This window comes from Leisingera daeponensis (genome assembly GCF_019801465.1).
Classification (GTDB): Bacteria; Pseudomonadota; Alphaproteobacteria; order Rhodobacterales; family Rhodobacteraceae; genus Leisingera; species Leisingera daeponensis_A.
The window spans coordinates 60,045-71,632 of sequence record NZ_JAHVJA010000012.1 but is presented as its reverse complement, the minus strand read 5'-3'; the positions used below and the strand labels follow the sequence as shown (position 1 = coordinate 71,632).

The 11,588-nt window shown below is 62.8% G+C and carries 13 protein-coding genes; 6 read left to right on the top strand and 7 right to left on the bottom strand.

Translation table 11 applies throughout. The annotated features are described in order from the left end of the window. Nucleotides 1-43 precede the first annotated feature (43 nt). The 5 genes from KUV26_RS19570 to KUV26_RS19550 form a co-directional block, all read right to left on the bottom strand. Nucleotides 44-2,491, bottom strand: a complete 2,448-nt coding sequence (locus KUV26_RS19570) for an FAD-dependent oxidoreductase (RefSeq protein WP_222509644.1) — start codon at nucleotides 2,489-2,491, stop codon at nucleotides 44-46. A gap of 15 nt (nucleotides 2,492-2,506) precedes the next feature. After that, the gene (locus tag KUV26_RS19565; RefSeq protein ID WP_222503820.1) at nucleotides 2,507-2,878 is read right to left on the bottom strand and encodes a GFA family protein; all 372 of its coding nucleotides are present in this window, start codon (nucleotides 2,876-2,878) and stop codon (nucleotides 2,507-2,509) included. A 9-nt stretch (nucleotides 2,879-2,887) separates the two neighbouring features. Continuing rightward, nucleotides 2,888-3,457, bottom strand: a complete 570-nt coding sequence (locus KUV26_RS19560) for a helix-turn-helix domain-containing protein (RefSeq protein WP_222503819.1) — start codon at nucleotides 3,455-3,457, stop codon at nucleotides 2,888-2,890. A gap of 200 nt (nucleotides 3,458-3,657) precedes the next feature. Then, on the bottom strand, nucleotides 3,658-4,113 hold the full coding sequence (locus KUV26_RS19555; RefSeq protein WP_222503818.1) for a GAF domain-containing protein: 456 nt from the start codon (nucleotides 4,111-4,113) through the stop codon (nucleotides 3,658-3,660). 97 nt (nucleotides 4,114-4,210) lie between these two features. Further along, a complete protein-coding gene (locus KUV26_RS19550; RefSeq protein ID WP_222503817.1) occupies nucleotides 4,211-5,383 on the bottom strand; it encodes a thiolase family protein in 1,173 nt (390 codons plus the stop codon). A 95-nt stretch (nucleotides 5,384-5,478) separates the two neighbouring features. Between KUV26_RS19550 and KUV26_RS19545 the strand changes: the two genes are divergently transcribed. The 3 genes from KUV26_RS19545 to KUV26_RS19535 all read left to right on the top strand — a co-directional run bounded on the left by KUV26_RS19545 (nucleotide 5,479) and on the right by KUV26_RS19535 (nucleotide 8,195). Next, the gene (locus KUV26_RS19545) at nucleotides 5,479-5,823 is read left to right on the top strand and encodes an STAS domain-containing protein (RefSeq protein ID WP_222503816.1); all 345 of its coding nucleotides are present in this window, start codon (nucleotides 5,479-5,481) and stop codon (nucleotides 5,821-5,823) included. A 34-nt stretch (nucleotides 5,824-5,857) separates the two neighbouring features. Continuing rightward, complete coding sequence (locus KUV26_RS19540) at nucleotides 5,858-6,307, top strand: ATP-binding protein (protein WP_222503872.1); 450 nt, start codon at nucleotides 5,858-5,860, stop codon at nucleotides 6,305-6,307. Between the two features lie 313 nt (nucleotides 6,308-6,620). Continuing rightward, nucleotides 6,621-8,195 (top strand): gamma-glutamyltransferase family protein, encoded by a 1,575-nt coding sequence (locus KUV26_RS19535; RefSeq protein WP_222509643.1) that lies wholly within the window; start codon nucleotides 6,621-6,623, stop codon nucleotides 8,193-8,195. Nucleotides 8,196-8,231: 36 nt separating this feature from the next. Here KUV26_RS19535 and hspQ read toward each other — a convergent pair whose 3' ends face one another. Beyond that, nucleotides 8,232-8,558, bottom strand: coding sequence for a heat shock protein HspQ (hspQ, locus tag KUV26_RS19530; RefSeq protein WP_039147423.1), 327 nt, complete (start codon nucleotides 8,556-8,558; stop codon nucleotides 8,232-8,234). Nucleotides 8,559-8,882: 324 nt separating this feature from the next. Between hspQ and KUV26_RS19525 the strand changes: the two genes are divergently transcribed. The 3 genes from KUV26_RS19525 to KUV26_RS19515 all read left to right on the top strand — a co-directional run bounded on the left by KUV26_RS19525 (nucleotide 8,883) and on the right by KUV26_RS19515 (nucleotide 10,924). Continuing rightward, a complete protein-coding gene (locus KUV26_RS19525; RefSeq protein WP_222503814.1) occupies nucleotides 8,883-9,470 on the top strand; it encodes a lytic transglycosylase in 588 nt (195 codons plus the stop codon). A 62-nt stretch (nucleotides 9,471-9,532) separates the two neighbouring features. Then, nucleotides 9,533-10,177 carry an adenylate/guanylate cyclase domain-containing protein gene (locus KUV26_RS19520; RefSeq protein ID WP_222509642.1) on the top strand — a complete coding sequence of 215 codons (645 nt, stop codon included), beginning with the start codon at nucleotides 9,533-9,535 and terminating at the stop codon, nucleotides 10,175-10,177. A 33-nt stretch (nucleotides 10,178-10,210) separates the two neighbouring features. Continuing rightward, on the top strand, nucleotides 10,211-10,924 hold the full coding sequence (locus KUV26_RS19515; RefSeq protein WP_222509641.1) for an alpha/beta fold hydrolase: 714 nt from the start codon (nucleotides 10,211-10,213) through the stop codon (nucleotides 10,922-10,924). A 15-nt stretch (nucleotides 10,925-10,939) separates the two neighbouring features. Here KUV26_RS19515 and KUV26_RS19510 read toward each other — a convergent pair whose 3' ends face one another. Further along, nucleotides 10,940-11,524, bottom strand: a complete 585-nt coding sequence (locus KUV26_RS19510; RefSeq protein ID WP_222503812.1) for a LolA family protein — start codon at nucleotides 11,522-11,524, stop codon at nucleotides 10,940-10,942. Nucleotides 11,525-11,588 lie beyond the last annotated feature (64 nt).

Genomic DNA, 11,588 nt, shown 5'->3' with positions numbered 1-11,588 from the left:
CTGAAGCCTCCTGAAACAAGCGTGACGGGCCCGCCGCAGCGCATCAGGCGCGCAGGCGCTCGTTGGCGGGATCCCACAGCGGCTCGTCTTTCTGCACCACCGCGCGGCACTTCTCGCCGTAGATCTCCACCTCCAGCTCGGTGCCCGGCACGGCCAGATCGGTGCGCACCATACCCAGCGCGATGGAGGCATTCACACGGTAGCCCCAGTCGCCAGAAGTGGTTTCGCCCACGATCTCGCCATCCTTCCAGATACAGGACATGTAAGGCGCGTCCGCGTCGCCTGCGTCGACGATCAGGGTGACGAAGGACTTCTTCACACCCTGCTGCTTTTCGGCCTGGATCGCGGCCTTGCCCGGGAAGTCCTGCGGCTTGTCCAGCTTGACGAACCGCTCCAGCCCGCCTTCGAGCAGCGAGTAATCGGTGCTGAGGTCGCCCTTCCAAGTGCGGTAGCCCTTCTCGATGCGCAGGGAATTCAGCGCATACATACCGAACGGCTTGGCGCCGCCTGCGAGCAGGGCGTCGTAGATCTCCGGCTGATGCGCGTTGGCGCAGTGAACCTCCCAGCCCAGTTCGCCCGCAAAGGACACTCGCGCCAGGAAGGCGGGTTTGCCTGCGACAGAAGCTTCCTGATGGGTCAGCCAGCCCAGCGACAGGTCAGCGTCCGAGATACCTGCCAGCAGCTCCCGCGATTTCGGGCCTGTGACGATCATGGTCGCAAATTCGGTGGTGCGGTCGGTCAGGGTTAGACCCGCGGGCAGCGCTTTGCGCAAGATCTCGAAGTCGTGCCACTGGGCCGAGCCCGCGGTGATCATGGTGAAGTGGTCTTCGCCATGACGAATGCAGGACATCTCGGTCAGAATGCGGCCGCGGTCATCCGAGAAGTAGACCAGGTTCATCCGGCCCACCTTGGGCAGGCCGCCAGTCACCATACCGCGCAGGAATTCGGCTGCGCCCTCGCCGTCCAGGTTGAAGCGGGAGAAACCCGGCAGGTCCAGCACGCCGACGCCGTCGCGGACCGCTTCGCATTCTTCCTTGATGCGCTGCTGCCACGGGCCGGAGCGGCCCCAAGTATGGGTGGCTTCCTCAGAGGTGTCGTCCCCCGGCTGCGCAAACCAGTTGGCGCGTTCCCAGCCATTGTAGGCGCCCATTACACCGCCCAGTTCCTTGATCTTCGCGTGCACCTGGCTAACCTTCTTGTCGCGCGCAGCCGGCCATTCGTGGTGCGGGAAGTGCATGGCGTATTCGTTGCCGTAAACTTCCATGCCCTTTTTGTTGCAGTAGTCCTGGTCGGTGTAGTCGGTGTAGCGGCGCGGATCGACGGCCCACATGTCCCACTCGGTGTGGCCATCAACGATCCATTCGGCCAGCACCTTGCCGGCGCCGCCGCCCTGGGCAATGCCGAAGGTGAAGCTGTGCGCCTCAAACGCGTTTGTCACACCCGGCATCGGGCCGATCATCGGCAGACCATCGGGGGCATAGGGGATCGGACCGTTGATCACGCTGGAAACACCGGAGGACGCCATCAGCGGCACCCGCTCCATGGCATCGGTGACAATGTCTTCGATCCGGTCCAGATCTTCCTGCCACAGCTGGAACGAAAAGTCCTCGGGCATCGGATCGTCTTCGGTCAGCCAGTGGCCTTTGCAGTTAGGCTCGTACGGGCCGAGGTTGTAGCCGTGCTTTTCCTGGCGCAGGTAGTATGACACGTCCACGTCGCGGATCAGGGGCAGCTTGCCGCCGTGTTCCTTCGACCAGGCTTCGACCTCGGGGATCTGTTCGGTCAGCAGATACTGGTGCTCCATCACCATGGCAGGCACGGTCCGGCCGCCGTAGGGCTTGAACATCTCGCCCACGCGCTGCGCGTAGTAACCGGCGGCGTTCACCACATAGTCACAGTCGATGTTGCCTTTTTCAGTGTGCACCGTCCAGGTGCCGTCTTCGTGCTGGGTCACACCGGTCGCCGGCGTGAAGCGCAGGATCTTTGCGCCCATGTCACGCGCACCCTTGGCAAGGGCCTGGGTCAGCTGTGCCGGGTCGATATCACCATCGGTCGGGTCATAGAGCACCCCGGTCAGGTCATGGGTTTCCAGGAACGGATAGTGTTCCTTGGTTTCTTCCGGGGTCCACATCTCCATCGGGATACCCTGGTAGCGGCCCATGGACATAGCGCGTTCAAATTCCTGCATCCGCTCTTTGCTGTGCGCCAGACGGATCGACCCCGAGACGTGATAGTTCATCGGATAATCGACTTCTTCGGCCAGGCCCGAATACAGCTCGGTCGAATAGCGCTGCATGTTCATGATCGCCCAGGAGGTCGAGAAAGTCGGCACGTTGCCGGCCGCGTGCCAGGTCGAGCCAGCGGTCAGCTCGTTCTTTTCCAAGAGCACACAATCGGTCCAGCCTTTCTTGGCCAGATGATAAAGCGACGAGCAGCCGACGACGCCGCCGCCGATGATGACCACACGGGCCTTGGTTGGAAAATCAGACATGTTCGCTCCCTAGTCTCAGTCCTCTTGCGGCACGCCGTCCGCGATTTCGTAGTAGTCGCCCTTGGAGGCGGTAAAGATGTGCTTTTCGACGCTGAGACCGGTGTTCCCGTCGACAGCGCCCAAAGCAAAACTGGTGGTATCCTCGCCCGCGCCCTTCCAGAACAGGAAGGAACCGCAGCGCGGGCAGCTGCCGCGTTTTGCCCGCGGCGTTGCCTCGAACCAGCTCACCGGGCCGGTGATGGCGAGATCCTCGTCGCGCACATAGGCCGAGGCCCAGAGGCCGCCCGATTGCTTGCGGCACTGGCTGCAGTGGCACATTGAGGCGCCCGCAGGCTTGGCCGCGGTTTCAAACCGGATGTCGCCGCAGAGGCAGGAGCCCTTGATCATCATTCCCTCCTAGTAAACCGGCGGCGCGATCACCCAGACGGCCACGGCGGGCTCGTCGTAAGGGTTCGACCATTGGTAAGGCTCATGCCTGATCCGGAAGCTGTCGCCGGGACCGACGGTGAAAGGGCGGCCGCCGATCAGCAGGTCCAGCCTGCCGGAGATCATATAGCCGACTTCCTGCGTCGGCCGGTTGGCCGGCGTCTGCATCCGCGACTTGGGCCGGAAGGTGGAATGCACCATCTCGAAATCGTCGGTCAGGTCGGGCGACAGCAGTTCTTCGATCAGCCCTTCCTCGCCCGACCCCATCGGACGGCGGGAGCCTGCGCGCACGATATACCCATGCTCCTCTGCCGGGGCCCCGGAGTGCGCAAACAGCATCGACATCGGCACGCCCAGCGCCTCGGCGATCTGGCGCAGGTCGGAAATCGACGGTTCCGACATGTCCCGTTCTACCTGGCTCAGCCAGCCGACCGAACGGTTCAGTATCGCGGCGATATCCGACAGCGTCAGACCGCGCGCCTTGCGCAAGGCCCGGATGTCCGCCCCCAGGGTTGCCGTTGCCGCGACCTGATCGTTCACCCGCCCTCTCCTCGCTCATGAAAAAATCTTCCCGATTTTCACGATGCCCTGACTTCGTGAAATTTCCAAGCATTTTTTCATGGGTGTGCGTTACCCATGAAAAAAACCCAGCGCACGCAGGCGCCGGGTTCTTCATCTTACCCGAAGACCTCTGGGTGAGGCCGCCACGCCGGGGGAGGCAATGCCCCTGGCGTCACGAATCAGATACGGCCGAACACTTGGGTCAGAATGGCCGCAAACCGGTCTGCATCTTCCTGGGAGAAGGCATCCGGCTGGTCGCTGTCGATGTCAAAAACCCCGATCAGCTCGCCATTGCCGTTCCGGACCGGCAGCACCAGCTCCGACCGCGTGGACGACGCACAGGCGATATGGCCGGGAAAAGCATCCACATCCGGGACCAGCTGCACTTCGCCGCTGCGCGCTGCTGCACCGCAGACGCCGCGGGAGAACGGGATCTGCAGGCAGCCGTGCCCGCCCTGGTAAGGGCCGATCTTCAGCATCTCCGGCGCAACAACCCGGTAAAACCCGGTCCAGTCGAAACGGTCGTCGGCGTGATGCACCTCGCAGGCGACAGTGGCCATCAGTGCCACCTCATCCGTCTCGCCTTCGGTCAGAGCAGCTATGGTCTTGGCAAGGGTTTCATAATCAGCCCGCATAAGCGCATTCCTTCAACGTAACAGAGGGGGCTGTCTGCCCCCTCTTGACCTCGCGGTCAATTCACCCCCGAGGATACTTCGGGCCAGATGAAAGGGGTCAGACCCGCTCGATCGCAATCGCCGTGCCTTCGCCGCCGCCAATGCAGATGGCCGCAACACCGCGCGTGAGGCCGCGCTTTTCCAGCGCGTTCAGCAGGGTCACCATGATCCGCGCGCCGGAGGCGCCGATCGGGTGGCCCAGCGCGCAGGCGCCGCCGTTCACATTCACCTTGTCGCGGGAAATGCCCATTTCATGCATGAAGGCCATCGGAACCACCGCGAAGGCCTCATTGACCTCCCACAGATCGACGTCCTCGACGCTCCAGCCAATGTTCTTGAGCAGTTTCTGCGCGGCCGGGACCGGTGCGGTGGTGAACCAGCCCGGCGCCTGGGCGTGGCTGGCATGGCCCAGAATGCGGGCCCGCACAGTGAGGCCCTTCGCCTCGGCAGCCTCGGCAGAGGCCAGGACCAGCGCCGCGGCGCCGTCCGAAATGGACGACGCGTTGGCCGCCGTCACAGTGCCGTCCTTGCGGAATGCCGGCTTCAGCGTCGGGATCTTTTCCGGACGCGCCGACTTCGGCTGCTCATCCGCGTCCGTCACCACCTCGCCCTTGCGGGTTTTCACGGTCACGGCGGCGATTTCCCCGTCAAAGGCGCCGCTGTCCTGCGCTGCCAAAGCGTTGGACAAGGATTTCAGCGCGTATTCATCCTGGGCTTCCCGGGTGAACTGGTACTTTTCGGCGCAATCCTCGGCAAAGGTGCCCATCAGGCGCCCCTTGTCGTACGCGTCTTCCAGCCCGTCCAGGAACATGTGGTCGATCACCTGGCCGTGGCCGATGCGGGCGCCGCCGCGCATTTTCGGCAGCATGTAGGGGGCATTGGTCATGCTCTCCATGCCGCCGGCAATCATGGTGTCCGCGTGGCCCAGCGCGATCTGGTCAAAGGCGATCATCGCCGCCTTCATGCCCGACCCGCACATCTTGTTGAGGGTTGTGGCGGGCACCTCTTCGCCTAGCCCCGCTGCAAAGCCGGCCTGGCGCGCAGGCGCCTGACCCTGGCCCGCGGGCAGAACGCAGCCCATCAGCACCTCATCAACCGTGGCAGCACCGGCGCCTTCCAGGGCCGCCCGGATGGCCGCGCCGCCCAGCTCCGAAGCCGTCACCCCGTCGTACATTCCCTGGAACCCGCCCATGGGCGTCCGGGCCGCTCCGGCGATAACAACATCTTTCATGCAATTTTCCTCCAATCGTCAAAAATATACCTACAGAAAAGTAAGCTTTGCGGTCTAGAGTGCTCCCAAATGACGTTACATCCCGGGGGAAGAACATGAGCCTGACGACCACCATGACGGGCGATGCACAGATCGTCAAAGTCAATGCCGAACGCATTGATGCCGCCATGGCAATCCAGTTCAAGGAAGACATGCGGGCGGAAACCGAAAGCGGCCCGGACCGCGTCATTCTGGACCTTTCCGAAGTGCAGTTCATTGATTCCAGCGGGCTTGGCGCGATTGTCGCCGCCATGAAGCAGCTTGGCAGCGGCCGCAAACTGGATCTGGCCGGGCTGACCCCGATGGTAGAGAAGGTCTTCCGGCTGACCCGGATGGACACAATCTTTAATCTGTACAGTTCGCTGAGTGAAGCAACCGCCCCGGCCAGCGCGAATTCCTAAGACGACGGCGCTGGCGGTGCAAAGCGAGAAATTGATGGTGAAAACTTTTGCCTGCTCGTTCACGGCCACAAATCTGGATGCCCGCTCTGGCATCGCATCCGTTGTGGACCGGCTGCGGACCCTGGGAATCCCGGCGGCCCGGGCGGACGAGGTGCAAATTGCCCTGACCGAAGCCGTGAATAACGTGGTTGAGCATGCTTATCCCGATGCGGCGCCGGGGGATGTTCGCATCAAGGCGGAGCTTTCGCCGGAGCGGTTGTGGATCAGCATCCAGGATGCTGGCGCTCCTTACCCGAACGGGCAGTTGCCCGAAGGCAACCCGGCCGATGTCAATGTCCCGGTCCAGAATCTGCCGGAAGGCGGATTCGGCTGGTTCCTGATCCGGGAACTGGCAAACAACGTCCAGTACGAGCGGTCGGAAGGGAACAATAACCTGTCGCTCTGTTTCGAGATTCAGGTCACCAGCCCTTCGGCCGGGCCCTGACCCGGCCTGACACCCGGGCGCGCGCAGCCGGACAGGCCCAATTTTAACGCTTCGCCACAATCGCGCCGCATTCCCGGCCAACCCCGGCCCAATAGATATGCGACACCTTACCTGTAGCTGAAACGAGCTTCCCCTGGTGCCATGTGTTCTTGCCCCCACCAGAACATGGCACCGGGGACATCCCCCCTTTCACAGCTTGTCACCGTGACGCTCCGTTCCCGCAGCACGGCAGCGGATTTGGTTTGCGTTCCGGCAGCCGGTCACTAGGGTCATGACCCTAGGTCCAGTGCGTCGAAGAACCGGAGGAAGCGACATGCGGGAGTTCCATTTACCCGGGCGTTCGGCTGTAATTGCCGCCAATGGCATGTGTGCCACCTCCCATCCGCTGGCCGCCGGCGTGGCGCTGGACATGCTGAAACGCGGCGGCAATGCCATGGACGCAGCGCTGGCCGGGGCAATTCTTCTGGGCCTCTGCGAACCGCAGATGACCGGAATAGGCGGCGATTGCTTCGTTCTGCATTCGCGGCCCGGGCAAGACATTCAGGCACTGAACGGGTCGGGCTGCGCCCCGGCCGCCGCCAGTGCCGCCGCCCTCCGGGCCCGGGGGCTGGCCGCGGTGCCGCTGGGAAGCCCCGATGCGGTCACCATACCCTGCGCAATAGAGGCATTCTGCCGCCTGGCAGAAACCGAAGGCCGTCTTGGCCTGGATGTTCTGGTGCAGCCCGCCATCCGCTATGCGGAAGAGGGGGTGCCAGTGGCCCCACGTACGGCGTTTGACTGGAAGAACAGTTCGGAAACCCTGAAAGGCGCGGCACGGCAGCACTATCTTAGGGAGGGCCAGCCGCTGCGCAGCGGTGATGTTTTCCGTGCGCCGGGCCAGGCCGAGGTTCTGCGCCGCATCGCCAAGCACGGGCGCGAGGCCTTCTATACCGGGGAAGTGGCAGAAGACATGGTATCCGCGCTGACCGCCTTGGGCGGCGCGCACACGCTGGAGGATTTTGCCGCAGCAAGCTGTTTCGCCACACAGCCGGTCGAAGGCCGGTACAAGGAAAAAAATCTGGCTGAGCATCCGCCCAACGGCCAGGGGGCCACAGCGATTCTGCTCTTGAACATCCTCAAGCACTTCGACCTTGCAGCGATGGCCCCTTGGGGCGCCCAACGGGCGCATATCGAGGCGGAAGCAACCAAGCTGGCCTACGACGCGCGGAACCGGTTTCTGGCAGATCCCGATCACACTTCCAGGCTCGCACATATGCTTTCGCCGGAAACCGCCGCGCGGCTTGCCGCGCTGATCGACCCCAAACGCGCGATGCCGGCCGCCTCGCCCCTTGCCGAAGCGGTGCACAAGGACACAGTCTATATCACGGTTGTCGACAAGGACCGCATGGCGGTCTCCTTGATCTACTCGATCTTTCACGGGTTTGGCTCCGGCATCGCATCGGAGAAATTCGGCATTCTGCTGCAGAACCGCGGTGCGGGTTTCACCCTGACGGAGGGCCACCCCAATGAGCTAGGCCCGGGCAAACGCCCGATGCACACAATCATTCCGGCGATGCTGAAGCAGGATAGCGAAGTCATCATGCCCTTCGGCGTGATGGGCGGCGGATATCAGCCGACAGGCCACGCCCGCCTGGTCTCAAACCTGCTGGATTTCGGCATGGACCTGCAATCCGCGATCGATGCGCCGCGCTGCTTCGCCGACGGCAGCGTAATGAAAATGGAACGCGGTTACAGCGATGCGGTGCGACAGCAGATGGCGGATTTGGGGCATCGGGTCGAGGTTCCGGACACCCCGCTGGGCGGCGCTCAGGCGATCCGCATCAGCGCCTCGGGCGTGCTGGAAGGCGCCAGCGATCCGCGCAAAGACGGCTGCGCGCTGGGGTATTGACGGCAAGGCTGCCGCCTGCCCCGGATGGTGCGGAAATCAGTTCAGCTGATAGTGCAGCGCATAAGCGCCGCCGTCGAAATTCCCAAACATCTCAGGCACATCGGGATGACCGACCGGCTCCCCCGAGTAGTCCGCGACCAGGTTCTGTTCGGAAACGTAAGCCACATAATAGCTTTGGTCGTTCTCCGCCAGCAGGTGGTAGAACGGCTGATCCTTGACGGGACGGCTGTCTTCCGGGATTGCCTCATACCATTCTTCGGTATTCGAGAATTCCGGATCGACATCAAAGACGACGCCGCGGAAGGGATGCTTCCGGTGGCGGACGACCTGCCCGAGATTGTATTTTGCGCGTGTTCTCATCATGGTCATGTTGCCCCCGTGCTACCTAAATAGCGCGCGCGCCGGGGAATTGTCCAACTGTTGAGGCAAATTTTCGGGGAAACAAACTGTGGAACTCGCTTTGACAGTGCCCGGAACCGCCGCCCTGGCGGCGTGAAAACCGGCAGACCGCCGAGGCGGCCGCGGCTTTCGCGCCCTGCACAGAATTCCGGCGGCAGTTTTCCACCGGCAATTGGAGAATTCCCGCAACTGCGGCTGAAAGCGTTTCTTGAATTATGATTTCCTCGTCTGCTGCAATCCGCTAAACTTGCCGCAAAACATACCCAAAACAAAAAATGGGCAGAGGCAATGAGCAGACTCATAAGCGCCCTCGTTCTCCTCATGGCGGTTGCGTCCTGCGGAGGCGGGCACAAAGCGCCGCCGCGCAATTTGGATAATGCCTGCAGCATAATCCAGCAGCGGCCGGAATACCTGAAGGCCTTCCGCGCAACCCAGCGCCGCTGGGGTGTGCCGGTGCACGTGCAGATGGCGACAATCTATCACGAAAGCAGGTTTCGCGGCGATGCCCGCACACCCCACCAGTACCTTCTGGGGGTAATCCCGGTTGGGCGGCAATCCAGTGCCTACGGATACAGCCAGGCGCTGGACGGCACCTGGGACGACTACCGCCGCGACACCGGACGCCGCCGCGCCAAGCGCGACCGGATCAGCGATGCTGCGGACTTCATGGGCTGGTACATGCGCAAGAGCCTCGAGAAGAACGGCATCCCGCTTTATGATGCGCGCAACCAGTACCTCGCCTATCACGAGGGCCACACCGGCTATTCCCGCGGCAGCTACCGGTCCAAGGCCTGGCTGATGCGAGTCGCAGGCCAGGTTGAAGCGCGCGCCCAGGCATATCAGGCACAGCTGGCCACCTGCCGCAAGTTCCGCTGATCCTGCCGGCAACTGGATTTCGGCCTCCTTCCCCCTAGCATTCAGGGGGGAGGACACAGCTCATGGAACGCAGGCTTGCCGCCATTCTGGTCGCCGACATGGCCGGCTATTCGCGGCTGATGGAAGCTGATGAGGAAGGTGTTCTGACCCGCCAGAAGCGTCACCGCCGCGACCTGATCGACCCGCAAATCGCAGACAACCGCGGCCATACCGTGAAAACCACCGGGGATGGCATGCTGGTGGAATTTGCCTCCGCCCATGATGCCGTGCGCTGTGCGCTTGGAATTCAGAAAGCGATGGCGGATCGCGAAACGGACACGCCCGAGAAGACCCGTATCCGGTACCGCGTGGGCATCAACATCGGCGACGTGGTCTTTGACGGGGCGGATATCTTTGGAGACGGTGTCAACGTTGCGGCCCGCCTGGAAGGCCTCGCGGAACCTGGCGGCATCTGCATTTCCGGTATCGTGCATGAGACCGTGGCGGGCCGGCTTGGAGAAAGCTTCCGGGATATGGGGTCCCAGCGGGTGAAGAACATCTCCCGCCCGGTGCGGGTCTGGCAATGGGTGCCTGATGCCCGCCCCGAGCGTGAGCCGCCGGCAGCCGCACTGCAGCAAAGGGTTAAATACTGCACCTCCCCGGACGGCACCCATCTGGCCTACACGACAATTGGAAACGGTCCGCCGGTTTTGAAGGCGCCGAACTGAATCAACCACATCGAATACGAATGGCAAAGCCCGGTGTGGGGGCAATTTCTAGCGGAGTTTGCGGGCAACTGCAGCCTCACCCGCTTTGACCAGCGGGGCAACGGGCTGTCAGACTGGGACGTGGCGGAAATATCCGAAGACCGGATGATCGATGACATGATTGCTGTTGCGGACGCAGCCGGGCTTGACCGGTTCGCCCTGTTCGGCATCAGCCAGGGGGCAGCATTTTCCATGCGGTTTGCCGCCATGCACCCGGAGCGGGTGAAATGCCTGGTACTGCTGGGCGGTTACGTTCGCGGGCGGCTGCGGCGAGGCGACCCGGAGGCAGATCGCTTTTATCAGATCGGCTACAACATGATCCGGGACGGCTGGGGATCCCCCGATTCCATCTACCGGCATTTCTTCACCACCACGTACATCCCAGATGCCACTGCCGAGGAAGGAAACTCCTTTGACGAGCTGCAGCGGCTGTCCACCAACACCGCGAACGCGCTGCAAATCATGGAGATGAATGCGAAGATCGACGCCACGGCCTACGCAGAGAACGTCAAAGTTCCCGCCCTGGTACTGCACTGCCGCGGCGACCGTGCGGTGCCAGTATCCGAAGGGCAGCTGGCGGCCCGGCTGATTCCCGGTGCCAGCTTTGTCGAGCTGCCCGGCAACAACCACGGCATGGTTGGCGGGCACCCCGGTTTCCAGGAGTTTTTCGACGAAGCAATGCCGTTCATCCGCCGCCGCGCGGAATGAGCGGCGGCGGCCTGGTCAGCGGGAACGGCCGCTGGTGGTGAACAGGCTGGAGGACAGCTTCACCCCGGTTTCCATCGCCCCGAGAATGACGGTCGTCTTGCCGCCCGAACTGTCATGGATCACCCATTTGCGCAGTTCCACCGGGCTGCCGGTGAACATCATCTCGATGCTGCCATAGTCCGGGTTTTCAGGATCCTGCGCCCGCACGATTGTGGACGTGCCGTCGAAACTATGCCCCACCACCATATTGGCACGGCCCAGGTCCACCTTGCGGTCGAGGATGATCGACAGCGGCGTCCGCTTCAACGGATAGGTCTCGGGCGGCTGATTGGATTTCGGATCGTGGATCACCACAGCCCCGCCGCCGGCCACCACCGTGCCGCCGCCCTTGCCGTCATACTCGAACCGCATCCGGCCGGGCCGGTGCATATACAACTTGCCTGTGGACAGGCTGCCGTCGTCGTTGATCTGCGTAAACGGCGACGAAGCCGTGGAAATCCCGTTCAGGTAGCGGGAAATCTCATTGAGGCTCAGTTTCTCTGCCGCCCAGGCTGCGGGGGCGATGAAGGTCAGCGCAAGCGCAAGTGCAATCCGTTTCATGCGTTCAACATAGGTGCGCTGCTGCAGAAGTGAAGATGCCGGGGCCTTTATGGCCCCGGCATCG